This window comes from Lentzea aerocolonigenes (assembly GCF_000974445.1).
Taxonomy (GTDB): domain Bacteria; phylum Actinomycetota; class Actinomycetes; order Mycobacteriales; family Pseudonocardiaceae; genus Lentzea; species Lentzea aerocolonigenes.
Window position 1 is genome coordinate 1 of record NZ_BBOJ01000027.1, and the last position, 15,543, is coordinate 15,543.

The 15,543-nt window shown below is 69.3% G+C and carries 14 protein-coding genes and 4 tRNA genes; 7 read left to right on the plus strand and 11 right to left on the minus strand.

Going from position 1 to position 15,543, the window contains the following annotated elements; all coding sequences use genetic code 11:
• Nucleotides 1-142: 142 nt before the first annotated feature.
• A complete protein-coding gene (locus tag AOM45_RS40745; protein ID WP_051784154.1) occupies nt 143-601 on the minus strand; it encodes a nitroreductase family deazaflavin-dependent oxidoreductase in 459 nt (152 codons plus the stop codon).
• A gap of 18 nt (nt 602-619) precedes the next feature.
• Here AOM45_RS40745 and AOM45_RS40750 point away from each other — a divergent pair, with 18 nt between their 5' ends.
• The 4 genes from AOM45_RS40750 to AOM45_RS40765 all read left to right on the plus strand — a co-directional run bounded on the left by AOM45_RS40750 (nt 620) and on the right by AOM45_RS40765 (nt 5,396).
• Nucleotides 620-1,573, plus strand: a complete 954-nt coding sequence (locus AOM45_RS40750) for a lycopene cyclase family protein (RefSeq protein ID WP_030470351.1) — start codon at nt 620-622, stop codon at nt 1,571-1,573.
• 42 nt (nt 1,574-1,615) lie between these two features.
• The gene (locus AOM45_RS40755; RefSeq protein ID WP_030470350.1) at nt 1,616-3,289 is read left to right on the plus strand and encodes a GGDEF domain-containing protein; all 1,674 of its coding nucleotides are present in this window, start codon (nt 1,616-1,618) and stop codon (nt 3,287-3,289) included.
• A 131-nt stretch (nt 3,290-3,420) separates the two neighbouring features.
• Entirely contained in the window at nt 3,421-4,509 is a 1,089-nt protein-coding gene (locus tag AOM45_RS40760) for a carboxylate-amine ligase (protein ID WP_030470349.1), read from the plus strand.
• 86 nt (nt 4,510-4,595) lie between these two features.
• Nucleotides 4,596-5,396: an SAM-dependent methyltransferase gene (locus tag AOM45_RS40765; RefSeq protein ID WP_063757119.1), complete on the plus strand. Its 801-nt coding sequence runs from the start codon at nt 4,596-4,598 to the stop codon at nt 5,394-5,396.
• Here the strand turns inward: AOM45_RS40765 and AOM45_RS40770 are convergent.
• From AOM45_RS40770 to AOM45_RS40780, 3 genes are read right to left on the minus strand one after another with little or no spacing between them, the layout of a single operon-like run.
• Nucleotides 5,393-6,223: a UbiA prenyltransferase family protein gene (locus AOM45_RS40770; protein ID WP_030470347.1), complete on the minus strand. Its 831-nt coding sequence runs from the start codon at nt 6,221-6,223 to the stop codon at nt 5,393-5,395. The genes AOM45_RS40765 and AOM45_RS40770 overlap by 4 nt on opposite strands.
• Nucleotides 6,211-7,305 (minus strand): cytochrome P450, encoded by a 1,095-nt coding sequence (locus AOM45_RS40775; protein WP_030470346.1) that lies wholly within the window; start codon nt 7,303-7,305, stop codon nt 6,211-6,213. Before AOM45_RS40775 ends, AOM45_RS40770 begins: the two co-directional genes overlap by 13 nt.
• Nucleotides 7,302-8,579 carry a prenyltransferase/squalene oxidase repeat-containing protein gene (locus tag AOM45_RS40780; RefSeq protein WP_051784151.1) on the minus strand — a complete coding sequence of 426 codons (1,278 nt, stop codon included), beginning with the start codon at nt 8,577-8,579 and terminating at the stop codon, nt 7,302-7,304. Before AOM45_RS40780 ends, AOM45_RS40775 begins: the two co-directional genes overlap by 4 nt.
• Before the next feature lie 157 nt (nt 8,580-8,736).
• Between AOM45_RS40780 and AOM45_RS40785 the strand changes: the two genes are divergently transcribed.
• Nucleotides 8,737-9,147, plus strand: coding sequence for a CBS domain-containing protein (locus AOM45_RS40785; RefSeq protein WP_030470344.1), 411 nt, complete (start codon nt 8,737-8,739; stop codon nt 9,145-9,147).
• Here AOM45_RS40785 and AOM45_RS40790 read toward each other — a convergent pair.
• Nucleotides 9,138-9,734, minus strand: coding sequence for a TetR/AcrR family transcriptional regulator (locus AOM45_RS40790; RefSeq protein WP_030470343.1), 597 nt, complete (start codon nt 9,732-9,734; stop codon nt 9,138-9,140). The two genes, AOM45_RS40785 and AOM45_RS40790, sit on opposite strands and share 10 nt — an antisense overlap.
• Nucleotides 9,735-9,838: 104 nt before the next feature.
• On the opposite strand from AOM45_RS40790, the gene AOM45_RS40795 reads away from it, so the two are divergent.
• Together AOM45_RS40795 and AOM45_RS40800 are read left to right on the plus strand one after the other, a co-directional pair.
• On the plus strand, nt 9,839-10,888 hold the full coding sequence (locus AOM45_RS40795) for an aldo/keto reductase (RefSeq protein WP_030470342.1): 1,050 nt from the start codon (nt 9,839-9,841) through the stop codon (nt 10,886-10,888).
• Entirely contained in the window at nt 10,885-11,613 is a 729-nt protein-coding gene (locus AOM45_RS40800) for a DUF998 domain-containing protein (protein WP_030470341.1), read from the plus strand. The genes AOM45_RS40795 and AOM45_RS40800 overlap by 4 nt, the downstream gene beginning before the upstream one ends.
• Here AOM45_RS40800 and AOM45_RS40805 read toward each other — a convergent pair.
• From AOM45_RS40805 to AOM45_RS40830, 6 genes are all read right to left on the minus strand, one after another.
• Nucleotides 11,576-12,043, minus strand: a complete 468-nt coding sequence (locus AOM45_RS40805; RefSeq protein ID WP_030470340.1) for an NUDIX domain-containing protein — start codon at nt 12,041-12,043, stop codon at nt 11,576-11,578. The genes AOM45_RS40800 and AOM45_RS40805 overlap by 38 nt on opposite strands.
• A 16-nt stretch (nt 12,044-12,059) precedes the next feature.
• A tRNA-Ile gene (locus tag AOM45_RS40810) sits at nt 12,060-12,136 on the minus strand.
• Nucleotides 12,137-12,227: 91 nt separating this feature from the next.
• A tRNA-Leu gene (locus tag AOM45_RS40815) sits at nt 12,228-12,300 on the minus strand.
• Nucleotide 12,301: 1 nt separating this feature from the next.
• Nucleotides 12,302-12,375 (minus strand) — tRNA-Leu (locus AOM45_RS40820).
• Nucleotides 12,376-12,383: 8 nt separating this feature from the next.
• A tRNA-Gly gene (locus AOM45_RS40825) sits at nt 12,384-12,456 on the minus strand.
• 290 nt (nt 12,457-12,746) lie between these two features.
• Complete coding sequence (locus AOM45_RS40830) at nt 12,747-15,542, minus strand: AfsR/SARP family transcriptional regulator (protein ID WP_081902423.1); 2,796 nt, start codon at nt 15,540-15,542, stop codon at nt 12,747-12,749.
• Between the last annotated feature and the right edge of the window lies 1 nt (nt 15,543).

Genomic DNA, 15,543 nt, shown 5'->3' on the forward strand with positions numbered 1-15,543 from the left:
CCGCAGTCACACCAGCTTTTCGCTGGTTTACTTCCGGGGCTTTGTGTTTGTCAGGCTCGTTCCGGCTTGTTTTCCGGCCCGTGTCGCTCTGACTTGGAGAACATTACACGGGGGTGTTTCGATCTCCAAATCGGGGGGTCACCTAAGCGCCCGCACCGCCGCTGACCTGCATGTTCGTGACCTGGAAGACCGGATGGCGGCCGGCCTCCGCTTCGAACGCCGAGACGGCGTCACCGACCTTCGCGTCGAAGAAAGGCCTCGTCACGGGCTCCTTGCGCACGTATGCGGCCAGCACGGGCGCCGCGACGGCCGCGGAAACCTCCGTCAAACGAACTGAACGTGACCTGCGTCCCCTTCGCAGGACCGCTTCGCCGGCTGCCCGTGCGTTGCGCACCCAGTCGCGAACGCCGTACGGCGCGACAAGCCACTCCTGCCCGTCGTGGCGCATCAGGCGGATGGGGATCGTCCGTTCCTGACCACTGCGGCGGCCGCGGATAGTCAGCAGCACGTAGTAGGAGGGAGCGATCCCGAGAGAGACTGCGCGACTCACGACGACGTTGCCGACACGGCGGATGAGGGTCTGACGGAAGGTCTTGGCCACAAGGTCAATCATGGACCTGTGTACGACGTCCTTGTGATCGGTGGCGGCCCGGCAGGTCGCGCGCTCGCCCGCGCGTGCGCGCACGAAGGTCTCGACACCGCGATCGTCGATCGCCAGGACCGTGTGTGGACGGCCACCTACGGCGCGTGGGCCGACGAGCTCCCCCTACACACACCGGTAGCCGCTACGAGCACGGTGGTGCGTGCCTACGCGCATGAAGAGCATCTGATCCCACGCACCTATGTCGTCCTCGACAATGCACGGCTGCACGAACTCCCCGACACGGTCACGGTCCTGAAGCGCCCCACCGATGCGCGGTACACGTTCAACGCCACCGGCGCGCGCAAGGGCCGTGCCGAGCAAACGGCCGTAGGCACGGTCATCGAGTCGGACAGGACCGATACGACGCTGATGGACTGGCGCGACGGCGACACGTTCCTCTACGAGGTCCCGCTCGGCGGCAACCGGCGCCTCGTGGAGGAGACCTGCCTGGCCCGCCGGCCCGGCATACCCCTCGGCGAGCTGCGCGAACGTCTCCACCGCAGGCTCGAACCAGGCCTGCAGGAGGAACGCGTCCGCTTCCCTCTGGACGCACCGAGAGCCAACGGCCGTGCGTTCGGCGCAGCAGCAGGCTTCATCCACCCGGCGACCGGTTACAGCGTCGCCACCTCGCTGAGCCTCGCCCCGAAGGTCGCCCAGGCCATCAAGGCCGGCGACGACCCCAAGCACGTCATATGGTCCCGCAACGCGCGCGTGGTGCATGCACTGCGCAGGCGTGGCCTGGAAGCGCTGCTCCGCATGGACGCCAACGAGACGAGGGACTTCTTCGAGCTGTTCTTCCAACTCGAAGAAGAACTGCAGCGTGCCTACCTGTCCGGCCGTGAGGACGTACGCGGTACGGCGGCCGCGATGGCGGCGTTGTTCCGCGCGGCACCGTGGCGTCTTCGCGCCAAGATGATGAACACCTGGTGAACCCGCTTGGAGCTGTTCATTCGTGCCTGCACGATTTGAGACGTGCCCGCATTGCTGGATGACGTCAGGTTCGCCTTCCAGCCGCTGTTCAACCTGAACACCGGGGGCGTCGTCGCGGTGGAGGCTCTCGCCAGGCCGCACGACGGCAGCGTGCAGGATCTTCTCCAGGCCGCCTTCCAGGCCGGTCTGCTGGCGAACGCCGACGTCGGCCTCGCCTGCCGCGCCATTCGTTCCGCGGCCGACTTCGACCTCATGCTGCCGTTGCACGTCAACCTGCTCGCGATCACGGTGGCGGACAAGCCCGAGATCATGGCGCCGCTCTACGGCGCGCTCAGGGACGCCCGCCGCTCCCCCGACAGCATCGTCGTCGAGGTGGGCGAACCGTACTCGCGGGCCAACCGCGCCCGGCTCGCCCGCGGCCTGCAGACGTTGCGCAACAACGGCTTCCGCATCGCGCTCGACTGCGTGGGCGAGGGCGACGTGCCGCTCGGCCTGCTCACGAGCGCCGCGCCGGACTTCATCAAGCTCGACCGCGAGATCGTCCGGACGTTGCCCGACGACGCCGCGCGCGGTGCGCTGGTGCGGTCGTTGGTGCACCTGGGCGAGTACACGGGCGGCCAGGTCGTCGCCGAGGGGGTGGAGACCGAGGCCGAGCTGACCTACCTGCGCAAACTCGGCGTCGGGCACGCGCAGGGCAACATGCTCGCGCCGCCGCAGCGAAGACCTGCGGTGAACGCCCGCATCGCGCCGGAGGCCGTGACGGAGACGGGTGAGATCCGCCGGAGCGCCGGCCCCAGGGTGACCGACTTCTTGCACCCCGCCACCACGTTGCCGGAACACGCCACGAGCGAAGAGGTGCGTGAGGTGCTGGCGAGCCAACCGGCCGTCACGGGCGTGGTGCTCGTCGACGACGAGGGTCGCCCCAAGTGGTCCGTGGACCGCAACAGGTTCCTTCTCGCCGTTACCGGGCCGTACGGGCATGCACTGCATGCGAAGCGAGAAGCCGCACGCCTCGCGGACAAGCCCCACATCATCAGTACCGAGTCATCGGCGCTCGACCTGCTCGACGTCGTGGCCGGTGCGAACCGTGAACGCACGAACGACGACCTCATCGTCGTGGACCACAACGAGCGGTGCATGGGTGTTGTGCGCGTTGCGGACGTTGTGCGCGGTGTCGCCGAGCTCAAGGTCGAGCAGGCCGCGGCGTTGAGCCCGCTGACCCGGCTGCCCGGCAGCGACGCGATCGCGAAGGAGGTCGACCGGCGCATCGGGCTCGGCGAGATCTTCGCCGTGTCGTGGCTGGACGTCGACAGCTTCAAGCTGGTCAACGACACGGTCGGGTTCGCGGCGGGCGACGACCTGATCCGCGAGATCGGGCACGACCTGGCCGAGCTCGCGCACGCGTTCCCCGGCGTGCAGGTCGGGCACGTGGGCGGCGACGACTTCCTCGTCCTCGCCGGGCTCGACGAAACGGTGCCGTTGTCCGCCCGTTTGCTCGACAAGCCGTACACGGCGGAGGGACGACACATCACCCTCTCTCTTGCGACCCTTATCTGTGCCGCGGGGTCAGTGGGGTCGTATCGCGAGGTGTCGCGGTTGCTGGCACCAGTCAAGGAGCACGCGAAGTCGCTCGCCGGGTCCAGCTGGGTCATGGGACGCCCAGGCAGTGAACGACGTGACGTGCTGCGTGGTGCCGTGCAACGCGCGGTGAGTTGAACAAGTACAACCAAACGCCTCCTGTGCGACGAGCTGATCACTCATAGCATCGTTGTCGCTACACAGCGCACAGGAGGTTCGGCGTGCAGGTCGGCAGCAGAACTCAATCGGTACCCGCGCAACGCACGAGCATGGACGGCCTCCTCACCGTTGGGGTGGAAGAAGAATTCGTTCTCGTCGAGGCTTCCACGGGCCACTTGGCCAACCGTGCCAACGAAGTGCTCACCGGAGCAGACCGCTACCAGGTCGACCTGCAGCCGGAAATCGCGCAGTACCAGGTGGAATCGGCCAGCGGCATCTGCACGGACATGGGCGTGCTGCGGGACGAGCTCGCCGTGGCGCGGCGTGCGTTGATCGAACGGGCCGCGCGGCACGACGCCAGGCTCGCCGCGACCGGAACGCCGGTGCTGGGCCTCACGATGCCCACGCCGTTGACGAACTCCCCGCGCTACCACCGGATGGCGCAGGAGATGGGCGCGCTCACCAACGACCTCGCGATCTGCGGCTGTCACGTGCACGTCGGGCTCCCCGACGACGAGTCGAAGATCTTCGTGAGCAACCACCTGCGGCCGTGGTTGCCGACCCTGCTGGCGCTCGGTGCCAACTCCCCGTACTGGCTCGACGGCGACACCGGGTACGCGAGCTGGCGTTACGTGGTCTGGAACCGTTGGCCCACTTCGGGTGCGCCGCCGCACTTCGACTCCGCGGCCGAGTACTACGCGGCACGGGAGGAGATCGTCGCGAGCGGCGCGGCGATGGACGCCGGGATGCTCTACTGGGACGTGCGGCTCTCCGCCCGCCACCCAACGCTCGAGCTCCGGGTGTCCGACGTCGCGCCGACGGTGGAGGAAGCGGTGCTGATGGCCGCCCTCGTGCGGGGAATCGCCACCACGGCGCTGACTTCCGGTGCCGCGCCCGAGAAGATCCCGCCGCACCTGCTGAAGGTCGCGATGTGGCGTGCGGCGCGCGACGGCCTGGCGGGCTTCGGCATCGACCCGGTGACCGGTTCGCCGACGCCCGCGTCCACGATCGCCGCGTCGTTGCTGCGGTGGGTGCGGCCGGCGCTGGAGTTCTCCGGCGACTACGAGATGGTCAGCGACGGCATCGACCGGTTGCTGCTCGACGGCACGGGCGCGGCGAGGCAGCGCAGGGCGTTCGCGCGTCGCGGCAGGCTGGACGACGTCGTGGGGTTTCTCGTGGCGCAGACCTCGCCGGTCTGAGATCCATTCGACTGCGATTAATACGATCGTGTACACCTCGGGTCGGCTTGGTGTGCCTCCAAGCCGGGATCCGGTAGTTAGTGCACGTGGCCACCCCCATCTGGGCACCGGGAGTGAACGGTCCGGAGAAACCCAACACCGCACGGGTCAGGGATTACTGGCTCGGTGGCACCCACAACACGGAGGCCGACCAGGAGCTGGCGGCCCACCTCGTGTCCGCGGCGCCGCACCTGCCGTACCTGTGCCGCACGCACCGCTCGTACCTGGGCAGAGTCGTCAGGAGACTGACCTCACTGGGCGTGCGCCAGTTCCTCGACCTCGGTTCCGGCCTGCCCACCGCGGACAACGTGCACCTCGTCGCGCCCGACGCGCGCGTGGTGTACGTCGAGATCGACCCGGCCGTGGCGAGCGAGGGCCGTGAGCTCGTCGCGAACCACCCGAACGTCTCCTACCTGTGCGCGGACCTCTGCGACCCGGACGAGGTGCTCGGCTCGGCGGAGGTCCGCACGACGCTGGACCTGTCGGAGCCGGTCGCCGTGCTGGTGCTGGACGTGCTGCACTTCGTCCCGGACAGCGCCGAACCGCACAAGGTGCTGGCCGGGTACATGGACGCGTTGGCGCCGGGGAGCTACCTCGGGCTGTCGCACACGTGCCGCGACCCGTTCATGCTGGCCGCGGTGGGGCTTTTCGGCGCGATGTACGAGGACCAGCCGTTGCCCGCGTTCACGTTCCGCTACCCGGAACAGGTCGTGCAGCTCTTCGACGGCATGGAGATCCTGTCGCCGGGTGTGGTGCCGATTCCGTTGTGGGAACCGGATCCCGGCGAGGTGCAGGACCGCAACCCGGAGAACTTCCAGGGATGCGGCGGGCTCGCGCGCAAGAACTAGGCGAGCAAAGGGATCGTCGCCAGCACGATCGTCGCCATGACGGCCATGGACATGCCGTACCGCAGCTGCTGCCTGGCCGTCGGCATGTCCCGTGCGATCAGGAACGCCGAGCACGCCGCCACGCCCACCGCAGCCCACACCAGCCCGAACCGGAACCACAGACCGCCTCCGACCAGCAGCAACCCGCCGACCGTGAGCTGCGTGGTCGCGTTGATCGCGTGTCTCGTGCCGTACGCGACGGCCGGGGTTCGTGAGCCGACGCGGGCGTCGCCGGCGCGGTCGGGAACGGCCCACCACAGCGCCCGGCCGGTCGCGAGCGCGGCGACGCCGGAGAAGACCAGCCACACCGCGGGATCAGCCTGTCCCCCGGCTGCCGCGTAGGCGGTCACGCTCGGCAGCAGACCGGCGGCGATCGCCAGCACCACCGGGCCGGAGTACCCGCGCCGTTTCAGCCTGACCGGTTCGAGGTTGTAAGCCAGGTACAGCACCAGGATCAGCCCGACACCGATCGCCACCCTCCACGACACCGCGATCGCCAGCGCGAGCGCGAAGACCATCTCGAAGATCGCCAGCGCGAGGACCCTGCCGGCGCCGATCTCCTGCACCGCCTGGGCCAGATGGCGTTTCTCGGCGGTGTGGATGTCGTTGCGGACGTCGGCGTAGGCGTTGAGCGGGTTGCCGGAGATGATCGCGACGAAGTTCGCGAGCACCGCGATCACGACGGCGAGGTCGAACCTCGTCGCGTAGCAGGCACCCCAGGCCGCGCAGCACGCGTAGTGCGTGCCGAACGGGTGTTCCAGCCGGTGGAGGTAGGTCAACGCCGGCACGTGGCCACCATCGCGAGGCTCGGCGGCGGTGCCATCGCGGCGCCCCGCAGCTGGGGTGTGCAGTCGGCCGGGCTGAGCCGGACGTGCCGGTGCCGCAGCAGAGCCGTGACGATCGTGCGGATCTCCAGCAGTGCCAGGTCCTTGCCGGGACAGCGCCGCACTCCCCCGCCGAACGGGAAGAACGCGCCTGGTGGTGGTTGGGCGCGGCCGGGGTCGAAGACGTGCGGATCGGCATAGGTCGCGGCCCGGCGGTGCGCGAGGTAGATGCTCGGGGTGATCACCATGCCTTCGCCGCTCATCCGGTTGCCGGCGAGCGTCGCGGGCGGGGACAGCCGCAGCGACTCGGCGATCGTGGCGTCGAGCAACGCCTCGTCGGTGAGCTCTTCGGCCAGACCGGGCGTGCGGTCGATCCAGTACAACGTCCACGCGGTCGCGGACGCTGTCGTCTCGTGGCCCGCGAACAGCAGGGAGACGACCTGGTCGCGCAGGTCCTCCTCGGGCAGGCAGGCGGCGAGCGCCGGTGGTTCGGCGGTGCGGGCGCGGTGCAGCAGCATCCGGTCGAGGTCCGGGTCGAACCTGGTGGTGCCGCGGGCGAGGTAGCGGTGCGCGAGCGTGCGGACACGGCTGCCGAGACGGCGGTCCAGCCAGCGGGTGAACGCGGCCAGCAGCTCGTCGTCGTCGACGCCGAAGACGATGCGGCCGATGATCCGCAGCGTGAGGGTGCGCGTCCAGGCGGCGAGACCGACGGGATCGCTCGGCAGCTCGGCGATCGCACGTTCGACCACCTCGTCGACCAGCGCCTGATACCTGTTGCCGCGCAACAGGGGTGTGAGGGTGCGGCGGTACGCGGTGTGCTCGGCGCCGTCCAGCCAGAGCACGGATCGGTTGCCCAGCAACGGACTCAGCGTGCGGCTCGGCGGGTGGCGCAGGGCGCGGTCGTTGCGGAACAACGCCGACACGACGTCCGGGTGCCAGGCGAGCCAACGCCGGTCCGCGAGCTTGACCAGGCCGTCCTCGAAGCCCTCCACCGAGTCCAGGAACGGGATCAGCCGCAGCGTGAACCTCAGCTCGGCCCGGTTCATCGGCACACCGCGCACGCGAGGTGGAGCGCGGCCAGACCTTCGGCCCGCACGATTCTCGTCGGGGTGTAGAGGTCTTTGTCGTGCCACAGCGGCGGGTGCGGGCGGTTTCCCCACTCCTGCATGAACTTCGCGCCGCGGGTGATCGCCCTGCTGACGTCGGCGCGCGAGTGGGACAGGATCCGGATGGCGTAGGCGGTTTCCTCGTAGGTGCCTTCCCAACGGCCCCACGAGCCGTCGGCGTTCTGCGTGCTCAGGACCCAGTCGACGGCCTTGTCGTTGCCCCGCAAGGCGTTCGTGACGCACGCCGTGGCGTAGTACGGCGAGGCGTGCCACTTGTCGAGCCAGTAGCCGCCGCGTTCCTGCATGTCGCGCAGCCACTCCTCCAGTTGCCGGTCGTGGCCGATCGCCTGGAGTGCGTGGGCGTTCGTACTGGTCGACGGTGTGCGCTCGTTCGGGAAGCAGGCGAAGTGCCGTGCTTCGCGGTAGCGGGCGAGGGTTTCGGTGGGGCGCGGGCTGTCGCACAACGCCAGGGCGTGCAGTGCGGTGGCGGTGTCGTCGGCGTCGGCGGGAAGTCCGGGTCCGCCGGCCGCGCCGTGCCGGGTGAACGCGGCCCTGATCTGGTCCGTCATCGCGTCCGGGACGTCGAGACCGGCGGACTTCAGCGCGACGATGATCCAGGAACGTTCGAACAGCGGAACCGGCACACCGGCCGGGACGGGTCCGCCGTGCCTGCGCTGGACGGCTTCGAGGTAGTCGAGGCTCCTGCCCGGTCTGGGACCTCCCAGCTGAACCGCGGTGGCGGCGGGGCTCGCCGCGACGATGCCGTCGACGGCGGTCACCTCGGGGCGCGGGCCGAAGATCTCCAGGGTGTGCCAGAGCTTTTCGGGCAGCGGACGTTGTCTCAGCGCGTGCAGCGGACGCGGGTCGAGCGGTGTGCGCAGCCCGAGTCTCTCGGCGAGGGCGGGGACGATGAGCTCGACCGCGACCGTGTCCGGCAGCTTCAGCGGACGGGTCAGGAGTGTGCGGAGCGCCTGGAGTCCTCTGCGTGCCGCCGGGTGGTCCTGGAGCGCGTCGACCACGCTCAACGTCGGGACCAGGGCGTATTCACCGGGACCGCCCCACGTGCCGTCGGCGTGCTGGGTGTCGAGGAGGTACCGGACCCTGGCCTCGTGGCCGGTCAACCAGGGCGCGAGGGCGACGAGCCTGCCCGTCTCGTACACGGACGGTGAAAGGCCGCTCCAGGGATCGTCGGTCAGTTCCGCCAACAGCCTCATCGCGGGCCCCCGGAGATAGCAACTGCGTAACCGTAGGACCACAGAGAGTAGCACTTTGGGCCGTTGAGCCCGCAAGGGTCTAGGCCGTTCAGCGGTCCACCCTGCAGGGTGGTTCGGCCGGGCGGATCCTGTGGACGGGCGAGAAAAGGAGGAGGTTGTGACCACAGCACGCGAGATCATGCACCCCGGAGTGCAGTGCGTGAACGAGGACGCGAGCCTCGTCGAGGCCGCCCGCATGATGCGGGACCTCGACGTCGGATCCCTGCCGATCTGCGGCAAGGACGACCGGCTGCACGGAATCATCACCGACCGCGACATCGTGATCAGGGCCGTCGCCGCCGGGATGGACCTGGCGACGACCCGCGTGAGCGAGTTCGGCGGGCACGTGCACTGGGTCGACGCGGACGACTCGCTGGCGCACGTGCTGGAGACGATGGGAGACAACCAGATCCGGCGGTTGCCGGTGATCGACAACCACCGGCTGGTGGGCATGGTGTCGGAGGCGGACCTCGCCCGGCACCTGCCGGAGGACCAGCTGGCGTCGTTCGTGGAACGCGTCTACGCCTGAGCCTCGAAGGGCTGCGGCGATTCCTTCAGGCCCGAGAAGACGGCGGCGATCAGACGCCGGCCCTGGGTCACGCCGTCGTCGTTGTTAGGGACGCGCCACAAGAAGCTCATGAGCATGATGATGTCCGCCGGGTCGTGGCCGGGGGCGATGGCGCCCTCGGCCACGCAGGCGTCGACCAGCTTCGTCACGGCCGCGGTGGCGGGCCCCCACGAGGCGTCGATCATTTCCTGGGCCGCGGCGCCGTGCAGCGCGTCACCGAGACCGTGCTTGATGCGGATGTAGGCCGACAGCGTCTCGAACCACTCGACGAACGCGGCCTTGGCCGACGAGTGACGCGCCAGCACCTCGTCGGCGGCGATGGTCAGACGTTCGATGTCGTGCTGGTAAGCCGCGAGGATCAGGTCTTCGCGGGTCGGGAAGTGGCGGTACAGCGTCCCCGCTCCGACCCCGGCGCGTTTGGCGACCTCGCTCAACGGCACCAGCGGGTTGTCCGCGAACAGCTCGTGAGCAGCCTCGATGATCGCGACACGGTTGCGCGCGGCGGCTTTGCGCTGCGTGCCGTAGGTGCTCGGCGTCTCGTCGGTCATGGCCCAATGATGCCCTCCGATTGACTCGCGGAGGATCCTCCGCTAGTTTTGCGGCCACTTGCGGAGGATCCTCCGCGAGTTCGGCCTCTCGGAAGGCACCCTCCATGCGTTATGTGAAGCTCGGGAGCACGGGCCTCGACGTCTCCCCCGTCGCGATCGGCGCGATGACCTACGGCGAACCCGGAAACGGCCACCCCGTCTGGTCACTCGGCGAAGCCGACGCCCGCCCCCTGATCAGGCACGCTCTGGACGCGGGCATCAACTTCTTCGACACCGCGAACATGTACTCGAACGGCTCCAGCGAGGAGATCCTCGGACGTGCGCTGCGCGACTTCGCGAACCGCGACGACGTCGTGATCGCGACCAAGCTGCGCCACCCGATGCGCCCAGGCCCGAACGGGAAAGGCTTGTCCCGCAAGGCGGTCATGACCGAGGTCGACCACTCGCTGCGCCGGCTCGGCACCGACCACATCGACCTCTACCAGGTGCACCGCAACGATCACTCGACGCCGCTCGAGGAGACCCTCGAAGCACTGCACGACCTCGTGAAGGCCGGCAAGGTGCGCTACCTCGGGGCGTCGTCGATGTTCGCCTGGGAGTTCGCGAAGGCCCTGCACCTGCAGAAGCTGCACGGCTGGACGTGGTTCTCCTCCATGCAGAACCACTACAACCTGCTCGCCCGCGAGGAAGAACGCGAGATGATCCCGCTCTGCCTGGACGAGGGGGTCGGGACCATCATCTGGAGCCCTCTCGCCCGCGGCCGGCTCGCCCGCGGCTGGGACGACGCGAGGTCCACCGCCCGTTCCGAAACCGACGCCGCTTACGCGGACCTCCTCTACTCCCCGGAGCAGGAAGCGTCGAACCGCGCCATCGTCGACGCCGTCGGCAAGGTCGCGGCCGCCCACGGCGTGAGTCGCGCGGCCGTCGCACTGGCCTGGCTGCACCGCCAGCCGGTGGTCACCGCTCCGCTGGTCGGCGCCGGGTCGATCGCGCAGATCGACGACGCGATCGCGTCGCTGGACGTCGACCTCACCGATGACGACGTGCGAGCCCTCACCGCCCCTTACACCCCGCGCTACGACTGGCAGGGCGTCTCCGACGAGGCGACCATGAACGCCATCCGCGCCCGTGTCCCGGGAATGGCACTCGCGTGAGGCCGATCGTCCGCTCCGGTCCCGCCGCCCGCGCCGGAGCACTCCTGATCTTCCTCGGCCCGCTGGTGTCGTGGGCCGAGGAACTCGTCACGGCGGCGGCGTGGCAGGAACCGCACTACTCGCCGCTGTACAACTGGGTCAGCCACCTGGGCCTGACAGGTCCGAGCGAGGTCGCGTTCGGACAGGTCGGCAACTCCCCGCTGGGAGCCGCCATGGACATCGGCTGGGTCCTCTACGGCGTGATGCTCGTCATCGGCGCGTTCCTCACCTTCGACGCGCGCAAGGGTGTGCGGCCGACAGCGATCATCGCGCTGGCGGTCCTGTCCGGTGTCGGTGTGTCCCTCGTGGGGATCTTCCAGGGATCCAACGAGAACGTGGCGAACGGACTGATCGCGTTCCACACCCTCGGCGCACAGAGCGTGATGGTCGCGGGAAACCTGATGGCGGTCGTCGTCGGAGCCAGTGGTGCCCGGATCGGCCTGAGCCGGGGCCGCGGCGTCGCGAGCGTCCTGCTGGGGATGGTGGGCCTGGTCGCGTTCCCCGCCTTCATGGCCAACGCGCTGACCGGCTGGCTGTGGAACATCGGACTGTTCGAGCGCGCCGTGATCTACCCGATCATGATCAGTCACGTGCTCCTCGGCAGCGCCCTCGTCCGGGCAGCACACCGTCGCACCGCGCTTCAGCCGTTCAACGGGGACCTTCCGGCCTTGAGCCCGGCAGGCTGACGCCGTGTTCGAGATAACGGGTCTCGCCTGACTCCCGGGCTCGCAGCGCTTGGGTGACGCGGCGCGCGAGCCTGGGGATCAGGCGTCGCCCGGCCTCTTCCGGCGGCACGAACTCGTACGACTTCAGCTCTTCGGCCTGGAGCCGGATTTCGTCCTGAGCGGTGAGAACGCCGCCTTCGAACACGAAGAGCACGCGGTCGTCGTCGCGCGGTGCCCAGTCGACCACGAGCAGGCGGCCGGGTTCCCTGACGAGGCCCAGCTCTTCCTCGACCTCGCGTTTGCAGGCTTCGCGCGGAGTCTCGCCGTGTTCGATCACGCCGCCGGGGATGTCCCAGTTCGGCTTGTAGGTCGGTTCGACGAGCAGGACGCGCCCTGCCTCGTCGAAGAACAGGGCGCCGGCCGCGGAGATCGGTCTGCTGCTGTGATCCACGGCTTCCTTTGTACGTTGGTCGTCCCGCCAGGACTTGAACCTGGGACCTGCCGCGTATCAGACGGACGCTCTCACCGGCTGAGCTACGGGACGGAAGTGGAAGACGAGGGTGTCGAACCCTCCACGGCGATCTTGCAAGGATCGTCTGCGCACCGGCGCGTCCCCCGTTGTTCAGTTGTCTGCGTGCCCCCACCGGGATTCGAACCTGGACTGGACGCGTTCTGAGCGCGTTGCCTCTTCCGTTGGGCTACAGGGGCGTGCGGATCCGGGGAGTCGAACCCCGACTGTCATGGCCCTCAACCATGTGCCTCTACCAGTTGGGCTAGATCCACTTCGAGCGAGCGGCCGGAGGGCATCGAACCCTCTGCTTCGGTTTGGAAGACCGACGTGTCCGCCGAGTTCACCACGACCGCGTGTTTTTCTGGCAGCACCGACGGAAGGAGTCGAACCCTCGGGAAACGGGTTTGGAATCCGTTCCGCTTCCGAAGCTCGTCGGCATTGTTGGGTTGCAAAAAGAAAACCGCCCAGGGTTTCCCGTGGGCGGCTCCGAGGTCATGACCTGGGGATCAGGTCATGGCGTGGAGCCCCACGCCACCGCCAGCAGACCGCCGGCGATGAGGGCGAGAATTCGCCATCCCGCAAGCTCCGCCTTGGCAAGCATGTCTTCCTCCGGTTGATCTCTCGCTGTGTTGATGGGCCCAAGTTATGTGACGGGCGGACGGCCGTGCAACGCATTTAAGCGCGTTCCAGATAGTGGATTCCCGTCGAGATCGTCGAGTTGGCGTTGCACGCGCTCGGCGGCGTCGTCGCGGCCTTGTCGCCGGTACAGCTCCACTGCTTCGCGCCACGCTTCGCGGGCCTGGTCGTGGTGCCCGAGGGCGAGGTGGGGCCGGCCGATCTTGTCGAGCAGTTCCGCCGCCACGTAGTCGTTGCCCATCCCCCTGAACAGCGTGAGGGCCTGGAGGTAGTGGGCGACCGACTGCCGGTGGTCGCCGAGGCCGTGGGCGATGAACCCGAGACTGTGCTGGTTGGCACCCTCACCAGTGGCGTCGCGGTGGCGTTGGTACAGGGCGAAGGCGGCGTTGCAGTGGTCGTGGGCGGTGCCGAAGTCGCCCAGGTTCGCGGCGTGCCAGCCCACCGCGTTGAGCGCGTGGGCTTCCCACACCGGCGCGTCGATGGTGCGGTAGAGGTCGAGGGCGCGACGAGCGTGGTCCATGGCGCGCCGGTCGTCACCCCGTTCTCCCCAGATCACGGCGAGCACCCGGTGGGTGAGCGCGTGTTCGGGAACGTCTCGGTGCCGCGCGGCCACGGCGAGAGCCTGGTCCAGGTGACCGATGGCCTCTTCGTACGAGCCCAGCCGGGCGTGGGCGCGGCCGAGGTTTCTGAAGGCGCGGCTGCGGGTGGCGGGATCCGGCAGGTGCTGTGCGGCGTCCAGGGCCGCTCGCCACACGGCGATCGCGTCGTGCACGTACCCGCGGCGGAGGTGGAAGGTGTCCATCGTCCGGGCGAGGTGCCAGACGGTGTGGTGGTCGCCGCGGGAGATCGCGGTGCGCTGGGTGGCCAGCAGCGTGGCGTATTCGGCCTGCAGCCAGGCCATCGCGGCGGCGGCGTCGGGCAGCGGGTGCGGCTGGACGGCCGGTGGGTCGAGTTCCACGGGCTGGCGGTGCGGTTCCAGGAGGCGGTCGGCGGCGTGGGCGGTGTGCAGGTGGAAGTCCATCACCCGCGTCAGGGCCGCTTCCCGCACGTGGCCGGGCAGTTCGTGAGCGATGGTGGCGGCGTACTCCTGGACCAGGTCGTGCATGCCGTACCGCCCGTGCGGCCGCCGTTCCAGCAACGACGCTTCCTCCAGCGCCGACAACGCCTTGCGCGCCGCGGCCGGGGGCAGGCCGGTGAGAGCGGCCGCGGCGGGCAGGGTGGTGTCGGGACCCGGTGCGATGCCCAGCAGTCCGAACAGGGTGCGTTGCTGGTCGGTGAGGTGCCGCAGGGACCACGACAGGACGGTGGGCAGGCTCGCGTCGGGGTCGTCGGAGTCCAGGGCGGCCAGGCCGAGGTCGCGCAGTTCGGTGACGAGGTCGTGCAGCAGGTCCGGCTGGCTGCGGATGCGGGCGGCGACCAGTCCGAGCGCCAGCGGGAGCCCACCGCACAGGCCGATCAGTTCGGTGATCGCTTCGCCGTCATCGATCGCCGTGCTCAACAGGGCGCGGGCTTCGGTGTCGGTCAGCACGTCGAGGTTGACGGGGTGTGCGCCGTGACGGGTGAGCAGTGCGGTGAGCCGGTGGCGGCTGGTGATCAGGACGGTGCAGGAGCTTCCGCCGGGCAGCAGCGGCACGACCTGGTCGGGAGCGGCGGCGTTGTCCAGCAGGACCAGCATCCGTTTGCCGGCCGTGTGACTGCGGTAGAGCGCGGCGAGGGCGTCCGGGTCCTGCGGCTGGTGCCTGCGGTCGACACCCAGTGCGGTCAGGAAGCCGGCGAGCACGTCGGTGGCGTCCTTGGGATCACCGGGGCTGAAGCCGCGCAGGTCCACCGCCAGCTGCCCGTCCGGGAAGCGGTGCAGGTTCAGGTGTGCCCACGTGAGAGCGAGCCAGGTCTTGCCGATGCCGCCGGTGCCGCTGATCGCGGTGGTGAGGGCGCGGTCGAGCTCGGCCAGCTGGGCCACGCGGCCGGCGAACCGTGTCGGTGCGGCCGACAGCTGGGCGGGCACCACCCGGGGTGGACGCGTTCCCGTCGCGACGAGGGACAGCGCGGGATCGGCGGTCAGGATCCGCTGGTGCACCTCCTGGAGCGCGGGGCTGGGATCGGCGCCCAGTTCCTCGACCAGCCGTTTCCTCAGCCGTTGGTGGTGCTCCAGAGCGTCCGCGGTGCGTCCTGCCTGGTGCAGCGCCAGCATGAACTGGCCCGCGACCAGCTCGTCCAACGGGTGTTCGGCGGCTCGTGCGGCGAGCTCGACCACCAGGTCGACGCCCTGGCCCAGGCGCAGCCGCACGGTGGTCAGCTCGTGCTGCGCGGCCAGCCGTTCCTGCTCGAGCCGGTCGCCTTCCGCTTCGGCCCACTCACCGTGCACGCCGGTCAACGCGTGTCCGCGCCACAACTGCAGCGCGCGAGTCAGCAGTTGAGCCGTCTGCTCGTCGTCGGCTTCCGCATCGGCCGCGGCACGCAGGTCGCGGAACCTGTGCAGGTCCGTCACGGGCTCCGACAGGGCGTAGCCACCGGAGCGGCGCACGATGGTCACGCCGTCGGGGCCGCTCAACGCACGGCGCAGCCGGGAGATGTAGTTGTGCAACGTCGACCGCGTCCGTGGTTCCGCGTCGGCGCCCCAGACCCGCTCGACCACCCTGTCGACCGGTACGACCCGCCCGGCGTCGACCGCCAGAGCCGCCAGCACGCACCGCTGTCTCGGTGTGCCCAGATCCACCGGCTGCCCGTCGGCTTCAGCGCTGAACTCGCCCAGCAGACGCACCAGCACCGACACACCCACCGCCTCCTCGTGGCCTCCGGACATA

Excerpts from the sequence above, each read along its gene's own strand:
- AOM45_RS40760 (WP_030470349.1), top strand. The coding sequence starts at position 3,421 with ATGGACGGCCTCCTCACCGTTGGGGTGGAAGAAGAATTCGTTCTCGTC.
- AOM45_RS40775 (WP_030470346.1), bottom strand. The coding sequence starts at position 7,305 with ATGAACCGGGCCGAGCTGAGGTTCACGCTGCGGCTGATCCCGTTCCTG.
- AOM45_RS40780 (WP_051784151.1), bottom strand. The coding sequence starts at position 8,579 with ATGAGGCTGTTGGCGGAACTGACCGACGATCCCTGGAGCGGCCTTTCA.
- AOM45_RS40790 (WP_030470343.1), bottom strand. The coding sequence starts at position 9,734 with ATGACCGACGAGACGCCGAGCACCTACGGCACGCAGCGCAAAGCCGCC.
- AOM45_RS40795 (WP_030470342.1), top strand. The coding sequence starts at position 9,839 with ATGCGTTATGTGAAGCTCGGGAGCACGGGCCTCGACGTCTCCCCCGTC.
- AOM45_RS40830 (WP_081902423.1), bottom strand. The coding sequence starts at position 15,542 with ATGTCCGGAGGCCACGAGGAGGCGGTGGGTGTGTCGGTGCTGGTGCGT.